This window comes from Intrasporangium sp., assembly GCF_035688975.1.
Taxonomy (GTDB): domain Bacteria; phylum Actinomycetota; class Actinomycetes; order Actinomycetales; family Dermatophilaceae; genus CALMNV01.
This window is the reverse complement of record NZ_DASSMH010000156.1, coordinates 19724-40648: the sequence shown is the minus strand read 5'-3', so window position 1 is coordinate 40648 and position 20925 is coordinate 19724. Positions and strand designations below refer to the sequence as shown.

Below are 20925 nucleotides of genomic sequence, written 5' to 3'. Positions count from 1 at the left end.
CGGCGGCGCCTGGCATCTCCATGGGCCGCAACAAGACGGCAGAGGCCCGAGCGCACGAACCGCCCGGGCCTCTGCCAGTCCGCCGCACAGCGACTCTCAGCCAGCTCCGCTGTCGGCTGGTCTTTCCGCTGAGCCGAACCGGGGCTCCGGTCCTTCCTCGCTGGCGCTCGGTCGATCCTCACGTCTTGGCTCAGCCGAACTAGTTCTCGGCTGCGCCGAACCGGGGCTCCGGTCCTCCCTCGCTGGCGCTCGGTCGATCCTCACGTCTTGGCTCAGCCGACCTTGTGGAGCCAGCGCACCGGTGCCCCCTCACCGGCATACCGGAACGGCTCCAGCTCTTGGTCCCAAGGGACTCCGAGCAGCCGGTCGATCTCCTCCTGAAGCGCCAGCCCGTCGCCCCGCGTGCGCTCGACGGCGTCGCGGAGGCGGTCCTCGTGGATGACGGCGTCACCTGAGACGGACGTCCACGTGTGGTGGATCCCTAGGCGTGGGGTGTGCGCCCAGCGGGAGCCGTCGGATGCCGCGGTCGGCTCCTCGGTGACCTCGTAGCGCAGGTTGTCCCAGCCGCGCAGGGCGGAAGCGAGCTCGGCTCCGGTGCCAGCCGGTCCGGTCCACGACAGTTCCGAGCGCACCAGGCGCGGCGCGGCCGGCTGAGGGGTCCACGCCATCGCCACCCGGCGGTCGAGGACGGCCTCGACTGCCCAGGTGACATGCGGGCACAGCACGGTCGGGGCCCCGTGAATGAACAGGACCCCTCGAGTCATGGTGCGCGACATCACGGCAGACATCCGAGACCTCCTGTGTGCGAGGGACGTCTTCCCCAACGACCTCTGCACCGGCGGACCCGGTCGTGCGACCGCGAACGTTGGTCCATTCTGCACCATCAATCACAACCGCACCAGTGGCGTGGCGGAGAGACCCGGGCCGCGTGGGATGTCGAAGCGGCGGCGTGATCGATCGAGGTCTTCCGGCACCTGGCGCCGGAAGACCTACGTCGTTCGCGCCTCAACCCCCGGCATCACGAAGACGTCGTCCCCCCGGACCTCGACCCGGTGGGCCCGCACCGGCTTCGTCGCCGGAAGGCACAGAGCCTCACCGGTCCGGAGGCAGAAGCGTGCGGAGTGCAGGGGGCACTCGACCTCGCCGGCCTCGATCCAGCCGTCGGCCAGTGATGCCTCCTCGTGCGAGCACGTGTCGTCGAGGGCATACCAGCTGCCGTCGTCGTCTCGGAAGAGGGAGATGGGCTCCGCCGTGCCCGTCAGCTCCGTCGGCAGGACGAGCGCCTCTCCCGGCTCCACGTCGTCGACGGATGCCGCGCGGATGCCGTCCGTCGCGCGGGTGCCCTCGGTCATGCGGATCTCCTCGTGTGAAGCTCTTCAGGTAGCCGTTTCCCCCGACCGGTGGAGGGCCGTTCGCAACCCCTTGCGGGACACAGCCGCCCTCTGGAGGCGCATCGCGTCGCCGCCGTCCCCGCCGTCACCCGGCCCGGCGGTGTTGTCGAGCGTAGACGCCCGGCCACCCGGAGCCATCCACCGGGTGTCATAGACTTCGGGCGGCTACGGTCCCGGGCCGGATCACCGCGGGACCCGGTCGATCGGGGCAGTAGCTCAGCCGGTCAGAGCAGCGGACTCATAATCCGTCGGTCCAGGGTTCAAGCCCCTGCTGCCCCACTCCCGTTTAGGCAGGCGACGGCCCTCATGCCCGAGTTGTGGGCAGGAGCGCAGGGTGTCGGCGCGAACCACTCGCCGCACTTCTGACTGAGGGTCGGGCCCAGCTGACGCGCAGGCCCGGCCAGCGAAAAGCGGACGCCGGACACGAGAAAGGCAAGGAGCCAACATCCCCTTGCCACTCTCAAGATACAGCGCGGCAGGGGGCTTGCGGCAAGGCCCCAGCCATGCCCCAGACTGCTCAGTCGCGCCCACAGAACGGGGATCACATGGACGACGTACTCATCGTCGGAGGCGGGCCGACCGGCATGATGCTCGCCGGAGAGCTCAAGCTGGCGGGGGCCCAGGTCGCGATCCTCGAGCGGCGCACGACCGCAGAACTGGTCGGCTCGCGGGCGGGCGGGTTCCACTCGCGCACGCTCGAGATCCTCGACCAGCGTGGGATCGCAGGGCGGTTCCTCGCTGAGGGGCGGATCGCGCAGGCAGTCGGTTTCGGTGGCATGATGCTCGACCTCAGCGACTTCCCCACGAGGTACCCGCACTCGCTCGCCCTCTTCCAGAACCACATCGAGCGGATCATGCTCGGCTGGGTCGACGAGCTGGGAGTCCCGATCCACCGAGGAGTCGAGGTGACCGGCTTGGCGCAGGACGACACCGGTGTCGACGCCATCGTTGCAGAGGGCAGGCCGCTGCGGGCGCAGTACCTCGTGGGTGCCGACGGGGGCAGCAGCGTGATCCGCCGCGCAGTCGGCATCGACTTCGTCGGCGAGGACGCCACCCGCAGCAACCTGATCGCCGAGGTCGAGGTCACCGAGGACATCCCGACGGGCGTGCGGTTCGACGCCATCGGGATCCACGGCATGCACCTCATGGAGAACGGTCACACCGTCCGCGTCGTCGCCACCGAGCCCGAGATCGGCCCCGCCATCGAGCCGACGCTGGCAGACCTGAGCCGGACGCTGACGACCGTCTACGGCACCGACTTCGGCGTCCACGAGCCGACCTGGATCTCCCGTTTCACCGACGCCACCCGGCAGGCGACCTCCTACCGGGCCGGCCGGGTGCTGCTCGCCGGCGACGCCGCGCACGTCCACGCACCCTCGGGCGGGCAGGGGATCGGCATCGGCGTGCAGGACGCGGTCAACCTCGGCTGGAAGCTCGCGCAGGTGGTCCACGGCAGCTCGCCCGACGACCTCCTGGACACCTACCAGGCCGAACGTCACGCGGCAACGGCCCGCGTTCTCAAGCACACGATGGCGCAGAGCTTCGTGCAGCGCTCCGGCCCCCGCATCGACGCGGTCAAGGACCTCATCACCGAGATGCTCGCCTTCGACGGTCCGCGCAGGCTCGTCGCCGGTTTGCTGTCAGGCCTTGATGTCGCCTACGGCGGCGGCGACCTGGACGGCCCCCACCCCCTCCTCGGCCGACGGATGCCCGACCTCGACGTCACGACGGCCGAGGGCGAGGTCCGCGTCTACACCCTGCTCCACGCCGCCCGTCCGGTGCTGCTCGACCTGCAGGACGGCCTCGACGTCGGCCCGTGGGCGGACCGCGTCAGGCGCGTGGAAGCGGCATACGACGGAACGTGGGAGCTGCCGGTGATCGGTGTGGTCGACGCCCCGACCGCGGTGCTGATCCGCCCGGACGGCCACGTGGCCTGGGTCGGCGCCGGGTCGGACGAGGGCCTCGCCAGGGCGCTCACGCGGTGGTTCGGGACAGCGGGTGACTAGGTCCGTGGGCCCGGAGTCCGTCCAGGTCCGTGGGCGACGGTTCCTGCCACCGCAGCAGGCGAGGGCCGCCCATCGCTGGAGCGGCCACGCGGACGTCTCGTGAGCTTGGCCCGTTGGCCCGTTGGCCCGTTGGCCCGTTGCCCCGTTGCGGCGCCCGACGCCCGGTGGCAGTGTGGCGACCGGTCCCACTGACCCCGACCCGGGAGGAGCCCGTCATGGCCTCGGCCAACCCCTACCTCAACTTCGCCGGCACCTGCATGGAGGCCTTCGACTTCTACAAGTCCGTCTTCGGCGGGGAGTACACCAGCGTCAGCAAGTTCTCCGACATGCCTGCCGAGGCGACTCCCGACGCGTCGCACGAGGCCCCGGCCGACGGCATACTGCACATCTCCCTGCCGCTCGGCGACTCGATCCTCATGGGCTCGGACGTGCCGCCAGGCATGGGCACGGTCATCCCCGGCAACACGTGCTACGTGTGTGTGAGTCCCGACAGCCCCGAGGACGCCAGGCGGATCTTCGACGGCCTCAGCCAGGGCGGCGAGGTCGAGCTGCCGTTCGGCAAGCAGTTCTGGGGTGACTACTTCGGCAGCTTCACCGACAGGTACGGCATCAAGTGGATGGTCGACGTGGCCGCGCCAGAGGCCGAGCAGCCGTCCGCCTGACCCGCGGGATCGGCGCATCGGCCGTGTGGACCTTCCAACCCCGCATCGGCGAGACCATCACCGCCGCCTGACACGAGCCGCGGGATCCCTCTCAGCCGCCCTGTCTGAGCGCCAGCGCCTCGAAGTTCTCGTACAGCTGCGGCACGCCGTGCTTCTCGCGCATCTTCCGGGCGGCCGGCCCGACGCGCGCCCAGGCTCCCGCGACCCACAGCCAGTCAAGGACGAGGTCCGTGTCGATCAGACCGTTCTTGGTCAGCGTGCCCACGGTCTCCCCCCAGGTGAGCACTCGCGACACGAGGACATCGTCGGTCGAGGCCGCGTCGGGGTCGAAGTCGTCGGCCCACACGGCCTGCATCGCCTCCTCGAGGCCCATCGTCGCGCCCCACTGCGCCAGCTGCACGAGCAGCGCACCGTCCTGCCGGTCTGCCACGTCGACCTCCTCGTCCGGGCCTGGCCCGCTGACGGCAACGCTACTCCCGCAGCGCCTGGCGCGGCCATGGCCGTTCGTATGCCGCGGACGTCGGGGTTCTCCTTCTCGAGCCCCTGGGCGGGGGTTCGCTCCTCATGCCTTCCGTGCCTGACCGCCACGGACGCACCCCTGTGGGGACCTCGCCGACGGGCCCCGGCCACCTGGTCGGTGACCGGGGCCAGGGGCCTCAGGCGAGGTCGAACCGGTCCAGCTGCATCACCTTGACCCACGCAGCGACGAAGTCCTGGACGAACTTCGCCTGGCCGTCGGCACTGGCGTAGACCTCCGCGATGGCCCGCAGCTGGGAGTTCGAGCCGAAGACGAGGTCGACGGCCGTGGCGCTCCACCTGAGCTCGCCCGTGGCGCGGTCGCGGCCGTCGTAGACGTTCTCGACCGACACCGACGGCTTCCACTCCGTGCTCATGTCGAGCAGGTTCACGAAGAAGTCGTTGGTCAGCGTCTCCGGCCGGTCGGTGAGCACCCCGTGCTGCGTCCGCCCGGCGTTGGTGCCGAGCGCCCGCATCCCGCCGACCAGCACCGTCATCTCGGGAGCGGTCAGGGTCAGCAGGTTTGCCCGGTCGAGGAGCCGGGTCTCCGGCGGCAGCTTCTCCCCGGCTCGGAGGTAGTTGCGGAAGCCGTCGGCCTTCGGTTCGAGCACGGCGAACGACTCCACGTCGGTCTGCTCCTGCGACGCGTCCGTGCGCCCCGGCACGAAGGGCACCGTGACGTCGTGGCCGGCCTTCTTCGCCGCCTGCTCGACGCCCACGCAGCCGCCCAAGACGATCAGGTCCGCGAGCGAGACCTTCCTCCCGTCGGGCCGAGCGGCGTTGAAGTCGTGCTGGATCTGCTCGAGGGTCTGCAGGACGCCGGCCAGCTCGGCAGGGTCGTTGGCCTCCCAGTTGCGCTGCGGCTCGAGACGGATCCGGGCCCCGTTGGCCCCGCCACGCTTGTCGGTGCCGCGGAAGGTCGCCGCCGACGCCCACGCCGTCGAGACGAGCTGGGAGATGGACATCCCTGACTCGAGGAGCTTGCCCTTGAGGGCCGCGACGTCCTCGTCGGTGATCTGCTCGCCAGCGACGGCGGGCACGGGGTCCTGCCACAGCTGCGGCTCCGGCACCCACGGACCGAGATAGCGCGACACCGGGCCCATGTCGCGGTGCAACAGCTTGTACCACGCCTTGGCGAAGGCGTCCGCGAGCTGGTCCGGGTTCTCGTGGAAGCGCCGGGAGATCTGCTCGTAGACCGGGTCGGCGCGCAGCGCGAGGTCCGTCGTCGCCATCATCGGCGCGTGCCTCACGGCGGGGTCGTGGGCGTCGGGAACGGCATCCGCCGCGGCGCCGTCCTTCGGCCTCCACTGCTTGGCGCCGGCGGGGCTCTCGGTGAGCTCCCACTCGTGGCCGAAGAGGGTGTCGAAGAAGCTGCTGTCCCACGTGATGGGGGTGGGCGTCCACGCACCCTCGAGACCGCTCGTGATCGTGTCCTTGCCCTTGCCGCTGCCGAAGGTGTTCTTCCAGCCGAGGCCCTGGTGCTCGACGGGACAGCCCTCGGGCTCGGGTCCGACGAGGCTCGGGTCGCCCGCGCCATGGGTCTTGCCGAACGTGTGGCCGCCGGCGATCAGCGCGACGGTCTCCTCGTCGTTCATGGCCATCCGGCGGAAGGTCTCCCGGATGTCCCGGGCGGACGCCAGCGGGTCGGGCCTTCCGTTCGGGCCCTCGGGGTTGACGTAGATGAGGCCCATCTGCACGGCGCCGAGGGGACCGGAGAGCTCGCGGTCGCCGCTGTAGCGCTCGTCGCCGAGCCAGGCGTCCTCAGGTCCCCAGAAGATCTCCTCGGGTTCCCAGACGTCCTCGCGCCCGAAGCCGAAGCCGAAGGTCGTAAAGCCCATCGACTCGAGGGCGACGTTGCCCGCGAAGACCAGCAGGTCGGCCCAGGAGATCTTGCGGCCGTACTTCTGCTTGACCGGCCACAGCAGCCGGCGGGCCTTGTCGAGGTTTGCGTTGTCCGGCCAGCTGTTGAGGGGCGCGAAGCGCTGGCCGCCGTCGCCGGCACCGCCGCGACCGTCCTCGATGCGGTACGTGCCGGCGGCGTGCCAGCTCATCCGGATGAAGAGCGGTCCGTAGTGGCCGTAGTCCGCCGGCCACCAGTCCTGCGACTTCGTCATCAGGTCGCGGACGTCCTTCTTCAGCTCCTCGACGTCGAGGGTCTTGAACTCCTCGGCGTAGTCGAAGTCCTCGTCCATCGGGTTGGACTGCGGCGAGTGCTGGTGGAGGACCTGCAGGTTCAGCTGGTTGGGCCACCAGTCCTGGTTGGTGTGCGGTCGGGTCCTCGCCGGACGGGGGGACGGGATTACCGGGTTTTCACTTTCGCTGCCGTGATCAGACACGTCGGTCCATCTCCTATCTCGATGTCTCACTGTGGGTGTCGTTCTGTCACCTGGTCGCTGGGGCCCCGACGCACTCCGGGCAGACGCCCCAGTAGGTGACCTCGGCCTCGTCGATCGAGAAGCCTTGGTCGTCGGACGCGGTCAGGCACGGGGTCTCACCGACGGCGCAGTCGATGTCGGCGATGGCACCGCACGACCTGCACACGACGTGGTGGTGGTTGTCCCCGACTCTGGCCTCGTAGCGGGCCACGGAGCCGGACGGCTGGATGCGTCGCACCAGCCCCGCTGCGGTCAGCGCACGCAGCACGTCGTAGACGGCCTGATGGGACACCGCAGGCAGCTGACCGCGCACGGCACCGAGAATCGAGTCGGTCTCGGCGTGCGGGTGCGCGTGCACCGCGGCCAGCACCGCCAGCCGCGGACGGGTGACCCGGAGGGCGGCCTCGCGCAGCATGCGCTCGAAGTCCGGGGTAGGGGGCACGCTGCGCAGTATGCTCCGCTTTCTGGAATGGATCAAGAACAAGTTTCGGTTCGGCGCGTCGCGATCCGGTCCTCCTGCGACCTACTGCGAGGCCACCGTCCGAGCCGGTGCCGGCACTCGACCACCACCGCGCTGCGCCTGATCCTGCTCGGCGACGAAGGCGAACTTTCGCACCCGTCCGTCGCGCAGCCATTCGCTCCAGCACCCGTGTGCGGCAAGCAGGTCGTCGACCGCACGGTCGCCGAGACGTGCGCGAAGGTGGGCGTCCTCGGCGCGGAACGCCCGGAGGAGGGAGTCGACCGTCGAGCGGTGCGACGCCGTCCAGTCGGCGTGCCAGCGGACCCGCAAGCCCTGCCCCTCCAGAGCGGACAGCAGTTCCGGCAACGGGACGGGCCAGACGGTGTCGGCCGCAGGCATGAGGGCCCGTTCCGTGCTCGTGAGCGCGGGTCCTTCTTCGACCGTGAAGGCGAAGCGTCCGCCCGGCGGGAGGGCGGCGGACACCCCGGCGAGCAGGGACTGCTTGTCGGGGAAGGCGAGCATCGTCTCCAGCAGCAGCACCACGTCGAAGGGCCCCGCGGGAAGCGGTGGGATCCGCCCGACCCGGAACTCGCAGGGGACCTCGGCGCGCTCTCGTGCGATCTCGATGGCGCTGCTGCTCGCGTCCACGCCGAGGTAGGCACATCCCAGCTCTGCCGCGATGAGTCGTCCCGGGCCGGCCACTCCACAGCACACGTCCAGCACGGATACCCCGGGCGCGATGCCGGCCCGGCGCGCCAGGGTGAGGACCTCGCTGGCGGACATGAAGCTCTCCTGCCCCACGAACTCGCCGTGAGGGTATGCCGTCAGCCGTGCACCCAGCAGGGCACGGTCGAGGACGGCGCGCTCGTCCGGGCTCACGGCCGTGGCCGAGAAGCAGGCGTCGAACGGCCTACCAGCCCGGGTTGCTCGAAGACGCCGAGGAAGCGGTCACGGAAGGCGTCCATGCGCCACACCGGTGCGCCGGCGCCAGGCCTCATCCCCTCCTGCCATCCCCAGCTGGAGACACTGTCGACGACCGTCCGATCGCGAGAGATCACGGTGATGGGGACGTCGTGGTTGCCGCCGAAGCCGCTCACGATGGTGGCAGGCTGGTGGTCTCCCAGCAGGACGAGCACGAGGTTGTCGTCGCCGTACCGTTCCACAAACGAGACGAGGGCGGTCAGCGAGTACTCGATGGACGTCAGGTACGCGCGCGGCACGTCCTCGCGACGCCGCCACAGCGCCTCCGCGGTCTGGGCCCGGTCGTGGACCTGCTCGAAGATCGATCCGTCGCCGAGCGTGTCCCAGTCCACCATTCCGGGGAGCGGGGCCCACGGCGCGTGGCTCGACGCGAGGTCGATCTCGGCCATGACCGGGGCTCGCCCGGGCCTGGCCAGCTCCTTCTGGTGGAGCTTCCAGAGCGCGTACTGGTCCGGCATGGTCGAGAAGCCGAAGTCCGGGCCCGCGTAGCCGAGGCTCGAGCCGTCGTAGACCTCGTCGAACTCGTAGAAGGCCTTTCCCTCCGGCCACGGCTGTCGGTCCGCCGGAAGCAGGGCCACCGTGCGCCAGCCTGCTCGTCCGAAGGCACTGCTGAGGGTGGTGCGGTCGCCGGAGAGCAGCCGGTCGTAGCTGCGCTGGTTGTCGACCCACAGGCCGGACTGCAGCGTGGCGTGAGCCAACCAACTGCCACCACCGAAGGTCGGGGACCTGAGGAAGGCGCTCCTGGCCGAGTACCCGCGGGCCTGGAGTCGGCGCGTCCCTGCCTCGAGCACCGCCTGGACCCCGCGTGAGGAGGAACCTTCCACGGCAACGCGGCCGTAGCTCTCGACGAAGGCGACGAGCACGTCCTTGCCGCGCAGGGGGATGAGGTCCGAAGCCGCCGGGACGCGGAACCGGTCGGCCGCCACCGCCGCGTCGAAGGTGGTCTGCTCGCGCAGGTGCGCCGCTGTGGCGCGCACGTGCTCGACCGCGAGCCGACCGGCATCCGCCGAAGCGATCGGCACGTGCGGGACGATCGTGAGGCCCAACCCCGCGGAGGCGGTCCATGCGATGGCCAGGGTCGCCAGGGTCCACGCTGACCTGACGCGGTGCCGTCGCACGACTCGAGCCAGCCGCCCCAGACACAGCGGCAGGCACACGACGAGGGCGAGCGCCAGCAGCGCCCCACCGACGACGGCGAAGCTCGCCGCCGCAGGGCCGACGGACTGCCTCACGAAGTCCACCGCCGAGCCGACCTGACCCGCGTCGGTCAAGGGGTCGAACGGCCGGTCGAGCACCCCGTAGAACCCGAGGTCGAGGAGCCGCACCACGGTGAGCAGCCCGAGGAGCACCCCGGTCACCACCGTCAGCACGCGTCGGGGGCCACGCGGCAGGAGGAGCACGAGTCCGGCCAGGACCAGCACCTCCACGGGGATCCGCAGAAACGCCCCGGGCACGAGGCGGTCCGGGCGGTCCGGCGCCACGAGCGCCAGCCACACGAGGAGCAGCGCCAGCACGGAGGCACAGGCGACGACGACGCGGCGCGACCAGCTGACGGCGCTCCCCGTCCGTCGGCGCATCCCCATGTCGGCTACCGGCTCCCCGTGTCGGCCAGCACAGAGCGCACGACGGGCTCGGCGTCGCCCTGTCCTTCGGGCCGGGGCCGATGGCGCCACAGCCACCACACGTCCCGCCCGAACGACTCGGCCGCCAGCGCAAGTCCGAGGAGCAGGGCCCCGACCGTCAGCGGGCGCGGCAGCACGTCCGCGACGGCGGCGGTCAGGACGATGCCCAGCGTCGCGGTGACCACCTTGCGCCAGTAGCGGTACGTCAGCTGAGCGCGCATCCACGGCAGGACCCAACCGGCCACGGCGAAGCCGTAGCGGAGGAGCCCGGCGGCGAGGACCCACGCACCGACGGTCGGTGCGACGTACACGCTGAGGACGAGGATGAGGAACGCGTCCACCTCACCGTCGAACCGCTTCCCGAACGCCGAGGCCGTCCCCGTCCGCCTCGCAAGCCAGCCGTCCACGGCATCCAGCAGCAGCGCCACAACCGTGATGGGGACGACGACCCGGGCCACCGGGTGATGGAGCAGGGTGTCCGCGGTCAGCGCGGCCAGCCCGCAGGCGATGACGCCCCGAGCCAGCGTGACGAGGTCGGCCGGCCCGGGGCCCACTGCTCCCGCCCGGTCGAGACCCAGAGCCACAGCCGCGTTCAGGATCGCGCCGCAGCCCAGCCCGATGACCCAGCCAACCGCGCCGACTGGTGCGCTCGCGCCGAGTGCGGTGAGCACGGCCACCTGCGCCGTCAGGCCGACCACCACCGAGCTTCGCATCCTGAGCACGGCGCCTCCCGTTTCTCGACGTACAGCCCCTACTACGCGCACTGCTAGCGTTCGGTTCATTCAGGCGCCCCGGTCGCGGAGGTCACATGGTCGAACCTGTCCGGGCCGACGCCGGGTGGTTGAGCTTGCGCGAGCCGGCCGACGCCGCCGCCCGCGCCCCGGGCCTCGTCGAGGAGCTGAAGCCCGACCTGGTCACCGACGAGGTGGCCGTGATCCACGACCTGGGCTGTGGCGCCGGGTCGATGGCTCGCTGGCTGGCTGGGCGGCTGACCGGTCGCCAGCACTGGGTGATGGTCGACCGCGACGTCGAGCTGCTGGCCCGTGCCCAGGCGCACCCGCCCCTCGCGGCAGCGGACGGCGCCCGGGTCACGGTCGAGACCCGCCGGCGTGACATCACCCGGCTGGCGCCCGGAGAGCTCGACGGCGCGGCGCTCGTCACCGCGTCCGCGGTGCTCGACATGATGACCGGCGAGGAGCTCGGACGGTTCGTCGCCACGTGTGCCGCCGCGGGCTGTCCCATCCTCATCGCGCTCAGCGTCACCGGGCACGTCGAGCTCACACCCGCCGACCCGTTCGACCACCGTGTGCAGGAGGCGTTCAACGCGCACCAGCGCCGCGAGGTCGGGGGCCGACGCCTGCTCGGTCCCGACGCCCTCGGCGCGGCGGTCGAGGGACTCACCGAGCGCGGCCTCGAGGTGCTCGTCCGAGCGAGCCCCTGGCGTCTGGGTCCCAGCGAGCGCGCCCTCTCGGCGGCGTGGTTGACCGGCTGGCTGGCGGCAGCGTGCGAGCAGGAGCCCGGTCTGGCCGACGAGGCCCGGTCGTATGCCGGACGCCGGCTCGCTGAGGCAGCCGCGGGCCAGCTGTCCGTCATGGTCCACCACGGGGACCTCCTGGCCCGGCCGAGCCGACGCTCCGGTGGACGCCCTGGTGGGAGGGGTCGAGCGTGTGTGCGCCACGCGTGACCTTTGCCGACAGGTAGCGCGCGTTCGCGTCGCAGAGATGCAGCCCGGTCGGGACACGCTCGGTCACGCTCACCCCGAGCCGCGTGAGCTGCGCGGCCTTGTCGGGGTCTGACCAGTCCGTCGGGGAAGCGCAGGGGCAGGGTCACCTGGGTGCGGACGATCGCGGTGGGCGGGGCGGCCGTCATGTGGGCCGCCCCGAGCCCGCGTCGAACCGTGGCGAGAGGGCGTATTGCAGGAGGGCGACATCGCCGATCTGGCGCACCTGCACGAGCCTCGCGCGCCTCGACGCGGTCCACGGGAAGTGCCCGTCGCGGACGAACCGGGGCGCGCGTGAGTCCCCGACGAAGCACGGCGCCACCACCAGCTGCAGCTCGTCGGCGAGACCCGCGGTGAGCATCTGGGTGTGCACGGCTCCGCCGCCCTCGACCATCAGTCGCCGGACCCCGCGTCCGTAGAGGTCCTCGCTCACCGTCCGCAGCTCGACCGGGTCGCCCGCGTCGATGACGGTCGCCACGGCCGCGAGCCGCTCACGCGCGGCCGCCGCGGTGTCGTGGGCGCAGTAGACGAGCTTCTGCCCGTCGCCGCTCGCGAAGAACTCGGCGTGGGGGTCCAGGCGCGCCTGCGCCGTCACGGTCACCTTGATCGGCGAGGGCGGCCGGCCACGAGAGACCCGGTCGGCCCGCCGCACCGGGGAGCGCACGAGCAGCCGCGGGTTGTCGCTGCGGACCGTCTCCGCGCCGACGAGGATGGCGTCCGAGGCGGCGCGCTCGGCGTCGACGCGGTCGAAGTCGGCGGCGTTGGACAGCTGCAGCCGCTCGTGCGACGCGCTGTCGAGATACCCGTCGATCGACATGCCACAACTGAGGACGGTGTAGGGGCGTTCACTCATGGGGCGTGCCGCCTGCAGCAGGGGCGCGCGCAGGCGTGGACCGCCCCTGGCCGACACGGGGCGCACGGGTCGCGCGCCGGATGCCCGCGGTGACCAGGAGGACTGCGCCCGGGAGGGTGGCGACGAAGACCATGACCCCGTAGACCACCGCCGTCGCAACCCCCTGTTCCGCGCCCCACCCTCCGGCGCCGAAGGCCCAGGCCGCCACGCCCTCCCGGGGCCCCCACCCTGCGAGGTTCGGCAGTCCCGCGGCGACGAGGACGATCAGCGCCCACGGGAGCAGCTGCAGCGCTGGTGCACCCGATCCCGCTGTCCGGGCGGCGACGATGAAGGTGAGCACGTGGCCGCACACAGCCACGGCGGACGCGAGGAGGATGCCCGGCCACGTATGCCGTGCGAGCGCGCCGGCCCGCACTCCCCCGCCCCCCTGCCCGAGCCAGCGCGCCCAAGCGGGGCGCACCCGGGAGCGAACGCCCATCAGCAGCAGCCCGGCGGCGACCGCGCCCCCGACGAGCACCGCGGCGGCCAGGCGCGCGGTCGGACGCACCGGTGAGGGCAGCAGGCACAAGGCGGACCCGGCCATGGCCACCAGCACGAGCTGACCGGCGAGCCGCTCGCCGACGACCGAGCGCAGCGCCACGCCGGTGTCTCCGACGGTTCTGCCGTGGCGCACTGCACGGTCGACGTCACCGAGGATCCCGCCGGGTGTCGCCACGTTGACGAACTGCGACCGGTAGCAGGCCCCGAGGGCGCCGCGGAGCGGCACGTCAACCCCCATGGCCCGGGCGACCAGCGTCCAGCGCCACGCGCAGCACAGCGTGGTCACGACGGCGATGCCGCTCGCCGCGGCCAGCGACCAGAGGTCGACATGGGCGAGGCCGGCGAGGAAGGGCCCGGTCCCGACCCGCCACAGCACGACGGTGAGGATCGTGACGGCAGTGAGGGCACGCAGCCACGCCGGCCGGTGGTGCCGCAAACCGGCCGGCCAGCACACGCGGCTCGGGCTCTCCTGCAAGGGTGCAGCTCTTCCTCATGAGTCGGTCAGCGACTAGTACGGCCAACGCGTCGCGTGGGTTCATCGCAGCAGGGCCTCGGCCACCCGTCGCGCGGTCGTCGACCAGGGCGGCAGCGTGGCCCGGCGGCCGGCCGCAGCGGCGCGCAGCCGGTCGCGCAGTCCCTCCTCGACCAGCCACGACCGCACGGCCCCCGCGAGCGCCTGCGTGTCGCCGCACTCCACCAACAGCCCTGGTCGCGCCCCGGCGGCGTCCCGGCCCAGAGCCTCCGGAAGCCCACCCACCGACGTCATCACGGCGGGGATCCCGCGGGCCAGGGCCTCCGTCACGACCATGCCGTACGTCTCGAACCGGGAGGCCAGGAGCAGCAGGTCCGAGGCGGCATACACGCGGTCGAGCTGGGGTCCGCCCAACGCACCGGTGAAGTGGACCCGGTCGGCGATCCCGCTCTCCCGGGCCCAGCGCACGAGGCCCTCGACGAAGGGCGGGTCGAGGGTGAGCGCGCCCACGCACGTGCAGCGCCAAGCCAGGTCGGCCACTCGGGCGAGGGCAGCCAGGAGCTGGTCGTGCCCCTTACCCGGCGTCACCGCCGCCACGCAGAGCAGCTCGCCGCCCTCGGCTGAGCCGGCCGCGAGGGGGGCCGGCTCCGCTCCGGGCTCGGCGACGACCACGCGACCCGGGTCCAGGGCGTAGCGCTGCAGGAGCCAGCGCCGGGTCCAGCGGCTCGTGGTCACGACGGCGGCCGCGGCGGAGAGCACCTCGCACTCGGCGGCCGCAGCGGGCCCGGCGGGCCCGGCGCCGTCGTCGACCGGCCCGCCCAGTGGCATGTGGACGAGCACCAGGAGGCGCAGCCGACGTGCCTCCGGCACGACCACGTCGGGAGTGCAACACGCGATGAGCCCGTCGAGGAGCGCCACCTCGCCGTCGGGAACCGCCGCCAGCTCCCGCCCCAACGCGGCACGCGCCGTGGAGTCCGGGTGCGGCCACGGTCCGGGCGTCGCGTGCACGTGCACCGACCACCCCATGGCCACGAGCCCGTCGCAGACCCGGCGGTCGTAGACGTTGCCGCCGCTCGGCCGGGCCGGGTCGTCGATGGTGCTCGGGACGACGACGTGCACCGTGGTCACAGGGGGCGCTCGTAGCTGGCCCACGCCACGTGCGACTCACCCAGGGTGACGGCGATCCCCGCCAGCCCGAGCGCGGTCTCCCCCAGGTCGCCGGCCAGGACCCGGGCGGCGAGCCGGTCGGCCACCACCTGGGCGAGCGCCTCCGTCGTGGTGTTGGTGCCGGAGAACGCCGGCTCGTCGTCGAGGTTGCGGTAGTTGAGATCGGCGAGGACGGCGTGCAGCTGCTCTGCCGCCCGGCCGATGTCGATGACGATGTTGTCGGCGTCCAGGGACTCCCTGCGGAACGTCGCATCGACCACGAAGGTGGCGCCGTGCAGCTGCTGCGCCGGGCCGAACACCTCGCCGCGGAAGCTGTGGGCGATCATCATGTGGTCCCTGACGGTGACGCTGAACATGGGTCTAGCCCTCCCCGTAGTCGATGGTGTGGCAGATGGCAGGCACGCTGCCCTTGGCGAGGCCCGCCATGACCTCGGGCAGCTGCTCGAACCGGGACCGACCCGTGATGAGGGCGTCGAAGGCGGGGTCGCGCAGCAGGTCCAGCGCGAGGGCGAGCCGGTCGGACCGGGTCCGCCTCGACCGGCGCGCCGCGGCCACCTCTCCCACCTGGCTGGCATGGATGCGGAGGCGTCCGGAGTGGAAGGAGCCACCCAGCGACAGCCGGACCTCGCCGTCTCCGTACCAGCTGAGCTCCACCACGGTGCCCTCGGCGGCCAGCAGGTCCAGCGACAGCTGGAGGCCCGCAGAGGTCGCGCTCGTGTGCACGACGAGGTCGCAGCCCGCGACGTGGTCAGCGGCCAGTGCGCTCGTGGCGAACCCGACCTCCAGGGCCTCGGCCACCTCGGCCCGCGCGGGGTCGAGGTCGACGAGCGTCACGTGCACGCCCGGCACCCGGCCGACCAGGCGCGCGACGCAGCAGCCGACCATCCCACCGCCGACGACCGCCACCTTGTCCCCCACGAGCGGGGCGGCGTCCCACAGCGCGTTGACGGCGGTCTCCACCGTGCCGGCCAGCACGGCTCGCGCGGAGGGGACGTCGTCGGGCACGACCGCAACCGCCCCGGCGGGCACCACGTATGCGGTCTGGTGCGGAAACAACGAGAACACCCTCCGGCCGACGAGCTGCGCCGGCCCGTCCTCGACGATGCCGACACTGAGGTAGCCGTACTTGACCGGCGCCGGGAAGTCGCCGTCCTGGAACGGCGCCCGCATCGCGGCATACTGGCTGGGAGGAACCCTCCCCTCGAAGACCAGGGTCTCCGTGCCCCGGCTGATGCCGCTGTGCAGTGTGCGGACGAGGACCTCTCCGGGACCCGGCGCCGGCACGTCCACAGGCCGTATCTCGCCCACGGAGGGGGCCACCAGCCAGAAGGCGCGCTCGGCACTGAACACAGGGCACACCCTAGCCGGGGGGCCTCCCGCGGCGAGGGGGTCGGTGAAACCGGCAAGGTCTCGAGGACTGCCCACGGCTCGCGACCTCAGGCGACGACCCCGGCGTCGCGCAGCCGGCTCACCTCCTCGGGCGACAGGCCGACCTCCGTCTGGAGGATCGAGTCGGAGTCGGCCCCGAGGGCCCGCCCCGTGCTGCGAATGCGCCCTGGTGTCCGGCCCATCCGCCACATGACGTTCTGCATCCGGATGGGGCCCAGGTCCTCGTCCTCGACGGTGGTGATGAGCTCGAGCGCCCGCACCTGGGGGTCCTCGAGCAGCTCGCTCGGCTTGTAGACCGGGGCGACCGCGGCGCCGGCCTCCTCGAAGGCGGCCACCACCTCGTCACGGGTCCGTGCCGCGACCCAGCCCCCGACGTAGGCGTCGAGCAGGTCGGCATGCTGCGCTCGCGTGCGGCCGGTGGCGAACCACGGCTCGGACACCACCTCCGGATGGCCCACGAGCCGAAGGACCCGCTCGGCGATGGAGTTGGCGCTGGTCGAGATCGCGAGCCAGTGACCGTCCTTGGTCCGATAGGTGTTGCGGGGCGCGTTGTTGAGCGAACGGTTCCCAGTGCGGTCCTGGTCGATGCCCAGCTGGTCGGCGTAGACGACACCTGGCCCCACGGCGGTCATGATGGGGGTCAGCAGGTCGAGGTCGATCTCCTGGCCCCGGCCGTCCTTCTCTCGCTGGTAGAGCGCCATGGAGACGGCTGCCGCAGCGGCGATCCCGGCAATGGAGTCGGCCAGGCCGAACGCGGGCAGGGTCGGGGGTCCGTCGGGCTGGCCTGTCAGGTGGGCGAATCCGCTCATCGCCTCGACCAGCGTCCCGAAGGCGGGGCGCGCGGCATACGGTCCGCTCTGCCCGAAACCCGTGACCCGCAACAGGATCAGGCCCGGGTTCTCCTGGCTGAGCGCGTCGTAGCCGAGCCCCCAGCGCTCGAGGGTGCCGGGCCGGAAGTTCTCGACGACCACGTCGGCCGTCCTGGCCAGCTCCAGGAAGATGCGCGCGCCCTCGGGGTCCCCGAGGTAGAGCCCCAGGGTGCGCTTGTTGCGGCTGATCATCTTCCACCACAGCGGCTGGCCGTCCTTGTCGAGGCCGTGGCCCCGCATCCCGTCGCCGCGGGAGGGGTGCTCGATCTTGATGACGTCGGCGCCGAAGTCACCGAGGATCTGGGCGGCCAGCGGCCCCGCGAGGATGGTCGACAGGTCGAGCACCCGGACGCCGGTCAGGGGGCCGTCGGTCGCGCTCGTGCTCACGCCTGCCCCTTGGTAGGCGCGCCTCGCCGGACGTACCTGCCGCGGGCCGCGCCGACGATCTTGCCGTCCTGCAGCACGCGCATGCCCCGCACCCAGGTGTCAGTCACCCGGGCGGTCAGCTCGAAGCCCTCGAACGGCGTGTACTCCTGGCTCGACTCGGAGTCGCCCGCGTGGATGGTCCATGTGCTGGCGGGGTCGACGAGGCACAGGTCCGCGTCGTGACCGACCGCGATGCGTCCCTTGGCCGAGCCGAGGCCGTAGCGCTCCGCCGGGTTGAGCGAGGTCAGCTCGGCGATCCTCCGGTAGGACAGGCCACGCCGGGTGCCCTCGCTGACGAGTGCCGGCAGCAGGTACTCCGTGCCACCGAACCCCGACTTGGCCGCGAAGACGTCCTCCCGGTCCGCGCCGAACTTCATCTCCTCCTTGCAGCAGGCGTGGTCGCTGACGACCCAGTCGATGTTGCCCGCGAGGAGGTGCTCCCACAGGCTCTCGACATCCTCGCGCGGACGCAGCGGAGGGTTGACCTTGCCGCCGATTCCCGACGCGGTCTCGATGTCGGCGACGAGGTGCCCGATGGTCACCTCCCGGCGGAAGTTCACGTGCGGGAACGTCTGCTGCATGAGCATGGCTGCCCTGAGGGCCTTGGCCGAGGTCAGGTGCAGGAGGTTGATGTTGGGCAGCTCGGTCTCGTCGGCCAGGTACGACGCGATGGTGATGGCCAGCCCCTCCGAGTGCGGGGGTCGGGAGGCGCTGTATGCCGCCAGGCCGCGCAGCTCCCCGGCGTCCTCGACGAGCTTGGTGTAGGCCGTCATGATCTCGGCCGTCTCGCAGTGCAGCGAGAGCGAGATCTGGTCGGCGAGCTCGGGCAGCTCCTCGCGCGCCTTCTGCACCCCCCGCATCACGAACTCGAAGTGGGCGAGGTCGTACCGCTCCCCCGGCGGGATCATGAGGAACTCGCTCTGGTCGCGGGAGCGGCCGTGCAGGCCGTGGCTGCCGTAGAACATGAAGATCTTGAAGGACGCCACACCGAACTCAGTGACGAGCGAAGGGATCTCGTCGATGTGCTCGCGCATCATGGGCGCGAGGTGGAAGCCGTAGTCGACGTAGGAACGGTTCTCCGAGGCGGCGAGCACCTTGGGGAAGAACTCGCGGTAGGGGCCCCCCTGGTTGAGGTAGTACTGGCCGGTGCGCATGTAGGTGATGCCCGTGGTCACGCCGCCCTGGGCACTGGCGCGGCTCTCCGTCACCGTGTCCTGCTCCAGCGGGTTGTAGATGCCCCAGTGCTGGTGCGCGTCGACGACCCCGGGGAAGGCCACCAGCCCGCGCCCGTCGATCACCTCTGCCGCGTCCGTCTCGGGGATGTCCGCCTCGACGCGGGCGAACCTGCCGTCGACGATGCCGAGGTCCAGTCGCTGCCCTCCGTCGGGCGCGCCCTCCTCCGTGGTGACGACGGTGGCGTTCTTGATCAGCGTGTCGAGCTTCATGTGTCCTCCTTCTGGGACGTGGGGTGGTCCGAGCAGGCGCCGGTGGACGCGATGTGCTCCGCGGCGAGGAACGCGAGGCCGAGGGCTGGCAGGAGGCCGTTGCCGGCGAGGTACCCGGCGGCGCCGTGGCCCGAGATGCCCTCCGCCGCGCCCCCCGAGGCGTAGAGGCCCGGGATGGGGTCCCCGTCGGGGCGCAGCACCCGAGCGTGCCCGTCCACGACGAGGCCACCCTGCGTGTGGAAGAGCGCGGGGACGACTCGGACCGCCGCGAATGGGGCGCGCAGCGGCGCCTCGACGCTCGTGCGGCCGAAGCGGTCGGCGCCCGCTCGTCCGGCGACACCGGCCAGCGCCGCGCACTCCTCGGCCAGCGCCCGGGCGTCGACGCCGATGGCCCGGGCGAGCTGCTCGAGGGTGTCCGCCCATACCAACGCGCCGCTCTCGACGGTCTGCCTGAAGTCGGTGAAGGCGAGACAGGCGTCGTGGATCCGCTGGTCGAGGATGAGCCAGCCCTCGGCGCCGTCCTGGGCGGCGAGCTGGGCGGCATACTCGGAGTAGCCGGTGGTCTCGTCCCCGAAGCGGCGCCCCTTGCGGTCGACGAGGAAACCGCCGTGCATGACCGTCGCCCACCCGACCAGCGTGGCGCCGCGCTTGGCCAGCGCCGCATGTCCCTGGTAGGCGTCGAGGAAGGCGGTCGCCGCGCCGAGGCGTTCCCCGATGCGCAGTGCGTCGCCACGGGAGGTCTCGCTGCCGTGGTACACGGCGCGAGCGATCTCGGGCAGGTGCCGCGCCACGAGCTCGGGGTCGCCGCCGTAGCCGTTGGTGGCCAGCAGCACCGCCCCGGTCTCCACGTGCTCGGCACGTCCGTCCGGCTGGGCGATGACTGCGGTGCAGCCCGCATCGTCGACGTGGACGTCGACGAGCCGGGCCGGGACCAGCATGGTGATCCGGTCGGATTCGCGGACCTTGCGGACGAGATGCCCGAGCAGGACCGAGCCGTGCCGGCCCTCGACCGTGTGACACCGGTCGACGCTGTGTCCGGGGTAGTGGAAGTCGGTGACGAGCTGCAGCGGGATGCCGAGGTCGTCGGCCATCCACTCGACGAGTCGCGCGGAGACCTCGGCGAGCGCCCGCGCCACGCGCAGGTCGGCCTCTCCCTTGGTCTTGCGCGCGACGTCCGCGACGAACTGGTCCGGGGAGTCGGTGATCCCGGCCTCGCGCTGCCAGCGCGACCCTGCCCCGGGAACCATGGCCGTCGACATGGACGTGTTGTTGCCGCGTCGATAGTGCGGGCTCGCCTCGACGACGAGGACCTCGAGGCCCAGCTGGGCCGCGCGCAGGGCGGCGACGAGCCCGCCCCCGGCGCCCGCGACGACGAGCTCGGGTCGGTCCTCGCTCACTGGGGCCCCTCCGCCGCGAGCAGCCGGAGGGCCAGGGCCGTCGGGTCGACGACGCGGGTCCGGCGCGCACCGTGCCCCGTCACCTCGACCGCCGAGCAGCCGTTGATCACGGTCGCGACCTGGTCACCGAAGCCGTCGACCGCCTGGCGCAGCCCGGCCGTCCACTGCTCCTGGTCGGAGATCGCCTCCACCGCCAGGCCGAGGACCCGCACCCCGGCGACGTGCTCTGCCCAGTCGTAGGCCTTGGCGCGGGCCAGGAGCTCGTCGGCGATCGCCTCGTTGCGGGCGACGAGACCGACGCGGCGTCCCCGGACGACCTGCCAGCCGAGGCTGAGCTGCAAGATGCCGACCACGGGCAGCTCGGGGGCGAGCTCGGCGACCCCGGGGTCGAGGACGCAGTCCGGCATGAGCACGTCGTAACCCTGCGGGGCGGCGCGCAGGGCGGCCACGACGGCCGCTTCGCTGGCGCGCACGTCGGCACCGGTGTCGAGGGATCGAGGAGCCTGCGGCCCGATGTCCACGAGGTCGAGCGTGAGGCCCGACGGCAGCAGGGCATCGTACCGCTGCTGCCTGCGGGAGAGCTCCTGCGGACCGACGTGGATGGGGGTGACCGAGAAGATGCGCATGGCGAGGG

Annotated in this window: 20 protein-coding genes and 1 tRNA gene; 4 read left to right on the top strand and 17 right to left on the bottom strand. The window is 72.0% G+C overall.

What is annotated here, in order from left to right; all coding sequences use genetic code 11:
- Positions 1 to 272 precede the first annotated feature (272 nt).
- Together VFJ94_RS16525 and VFJ94_RS16520 are read right to left on the bottom strand one after the other, a co-directional pair.
- On the bottom strand, positions 273 to 788 hold the full coding sequence (locus VFJ94_RS16525; protein ID WP_414654631.1) for a DUF3145 domain-containing protein: 516 nt from the start codon (positions 786 to 788) through the stop codon (positions 273 to 275).
- A gap of 201 nt (positions 789 to 989) precedes the next feature.
- The gene (locus tag VFJ94_RS16520) at positions 990 to 1352 is read right to left on the bottom strand and encodes a bifunctional 3-phenylpropionate/cinnamic acid dioxygenase ferredoxin subunit (protein ID WP_325005322.1); all 363 of its coding nucleotides are present in this window, start codon (positions 1350 to 1352) and stop codon (positions 990 to 992) included.
- A gap of 244 nt (positions 1353 to 1596) precedes the next feature.
- Here VFJ94_RS16520 and VFJ94_RS16515 point away from each other — a divergent pair.
- The 3 genes from VFJ94_RS16515 (at position 1597) to VFJ94_RS16505 (ending at position 4059) form a co-directional block, all read left to right on the top strand.
- Positions 1597 to 1670, top strand: a tRNA-Ile gene (locus tag VFJ94_RS16515).
- 266 nt (positions 1671 to 1936) lie between these two features.
- The gene (locus VFJ94_RS16510) at positions 1937 to 3397 is read left to right on the top strand and encodes an FAD-dependent monooxygenase (RefSeq protein WP_325005321.1); all 1461 of its coding nucleotides are present in this window, start codon (positions 1937 to 1939) and stop codon (positions 3395 to 3397) included.
- A 215-nt stretch (positions 3398 to 3612) separates the two neighbouring features.
- Entirely contained in the window at positions 3613 to 4059 is a 447-nt protein-coding gene (locus VFJ94_RS16505; RefSeq protein ID WP_325005320.1) for a VOC family protein, read from the top strand.
- Positions 4060 to 4150: 91 nt separating this feature from the next.
- On the opposite strand, the gene VFJ94_RS16500 is transcribed toward VFJ94_RS16505, so the two are convergent.
- The 6 genes from VFJ94_RS16500 to VFJ94_RS16475 form a co-directional block, all read right to left on the bottom strand.
- Positions 4151 to 4489 (bottom strand): DUF4760 domain-containing protein, encoded by a 339-nt coding sequence (locus tag VFJ94_RS16500; protein ID WP_325005319.1) that lies wholly within the window; start codon positions 4487 to 4489, stop codon positions 4151 to 4153.
- Between the two features lie 226 nt (positions 4490 to 4715).
- A complete protein-coding gene (gene katG, locus VFJ94_RS16495) occupies positions 4716 to 6911 on the bottom strand; it encodes a catalase/peroxidase HPI (protein WP_325005318.1) in 2196 nt (731 codons plus the stop codon).
- A 46-nt stretch (positions 6912 to 6957) separates the two neighbouring features.
- Positions 6958 to 7365: a Fur family transcriptional regulator gene (locus VFJ94_RS16490; protein WP_325005324.1), complete on the bottom strand. Its 408-nt coding sequence runs from the start codon at positions 7363 to 7365 to the stop codon at positions 6958 to 6960.
- A 108-nt stretch (positions 7366 to 7473) separates the two neighbouring features.
- A complete protein-coding gene (locus VFJ94_RS16485; RefSeq protein ID WP_325005317.1) occupies positions 7474 to 8289 on the bottom strand; it encodes a class I SAM-dependent methyltransferase in 816 nt (271 codons plus the stop codon).
- Positions 8286 to 9974 carry a CDP-alcohol phosphatidyltransferase gene (locus VFJ94_RS16480; RefSeq protein WP_325005316.1) on the bottom strand — a complete coding sequence of 563 codons (1689 nt, stop codon included), beginning with the start codon at positions 9972 to 9974 and terminating at the stop codon, positions 8286 to 8288. The genes VFJ94_RS16485 and VFJ94_RS16480 overlap by 4 nt, the downstream gene beginning before the upstream one ends.
- A 5-nt stretch (positions 9975 to 9979) precedes the next feature.
- Positions 9980 to 10726, bottom strand: coding sequence for a CDP-alcohol phosphatidyltransferase family protein (locus tag VFJ94_RS16475; protein WP_325005323.1), 747 nt, complete (start codon positions 10724 to 10726; stop codon positions 9980 to 9982).
- Positions 10727 to 10821: 95 nt separating this feature from the next.
- Between VFJ94_RS16475 and VFJ94_RS16470 the strand changes: the two genes are divergently transcribed.
- Positions 10822 to 11697 carry a class I SAM-dependent methyltransferase gene (locus tag VFJ94_RS16470; RefSeq protein WP_325005315.1) on the top strand — a complete coding sequence of 292 codons (876 nt, stop codon included), beginning with the start codon at positions 10822 to 10824 and terminating at the stop codon, positions 11695 to 11697.
- Between the two features lie 181 nt (positions 11698 to 11878).
- Here VFJ94_RS16470 and VFJ94_RS16465 read toward each other — a convergent pair whose 3' ends face one another.
- From VFJ94_RS16465 to VFJ94_RS16425, 9 genes are all read right to left on the bottom strand, one after another.
- Positions 11879 to 12586 carry a RibD family protein gene (locus VFJ94_RS16465; protein ID WP_325005314.1) on the bottom strand — a complete coding sequence of 236 codons (708 nt, stop codon included), beginning with the start codon at positions 12584 to 12586 and terminating at the stop codon, positions 11879 to 11881.
- Positions 12579 to 13601 (bottom strand): lysylphosphatidylglycerol synthase transmembrane domain-containing protein, encoded by a 1023-nt coding sequence (locus VFJ94_RS16460; RefSeq protein WP_325005313.1) that lies wholly within the window; start codon positions 13599 to 13601, stop codon positions 12579 to 12581. The genes VFJ94_RS16465 and VFJ94_RS16460 overlap by 8 nt, the downstream gene beginning before the upstream one ends.
- 60 nt (positions 13602 to 13661) lie before the next feature.
- Entirely contained in the window at positions 13662 to 14726 is a 1065-nt protein-coding gene (locus tag VFJ94_RS16455) for a glycosyltransferase family 4 protein (protein WP_325005312.1), read from the bottom strand.
- On the bottom strand, positions 14723 to 15121 hold the full coding sequence (locus VFJ94_RS16450; protein ID WP_325005311.1) for a 6-carboxytetrahydropterin synthase: 399 nt from the start codon (positions 15119 to 15121) through the stop codon (positions 14723 to 14725). The genes VFJ94_RS16455 and VFJ94_RS16450 overlap by 4 nt, the downstream gene beginning before the upstream one ends.
- A gap of 4 nt (positions 15122 to 15125) precedes the next feature.
- Positions 15126 to 16115, bottom strand: coding sequence for a dehydrogenase (locus VFJ94_RS16445; RefSeq protein ID WP_325005310.1), 990 nt, complete (start codon positions 16113 to 16115; stop codon positions 15126 to 15128).
- A gap of 86 nt (positions 16116 to 16201) precedes the next feature.
- Entirely contained in the window at positions 16202 to 17410 is a 1209-nt protein-coding gene (locus tag VFJ94_RS16440) for a CoA transferase (protein ID WP_325005309.1), read from the bottom strand.
- Positions 17407 to 18894, bottom strand: coding sequence for a dihydroorotase family protein (locus VFJ94_RS16435; protein WP_325005308.1), 1488 nt, complete (start codon positions 18892 to 18894; stop codon positions 17407 to 17409). Before VFJ94_RS16435 ends, VFJ94_RS16440 begins: the two co-directional genes overlap by 4 nt.
- Positions 18891 to 20291: an FAD-dependent oxidoreductase gene (locus VFJ94_RS16430; protein ID WP_325005307.1), complete on the bottom strand. Its 1401-nt coding sequence runs from the start codon at positions 20289 to 20291 to the stop codon at positions 18891 to 18893. Before VFJ94_RS16430 ends, VFJ94_RS16435 begins: the two co-directional genes overlap by 4 nt.
- Positions 20288 to 20917 (bottom strand): aspartate/glutamate racemase family protein, encoded by a 630-nt coding sequence (locus tag VFJ94_RS16425; protein ID WP_325005306.1) that lies wholly within the window; start codon positions 20915 to 20917, stop codon positions 20288 to 20290. Before VFJ94_RS16425 ends, VFJ94_RS16430 begins: the two co-directional genes overlap by 4 nt.
- Positions 20918 to 20925 lie beyond the last annotated feature (8 nt).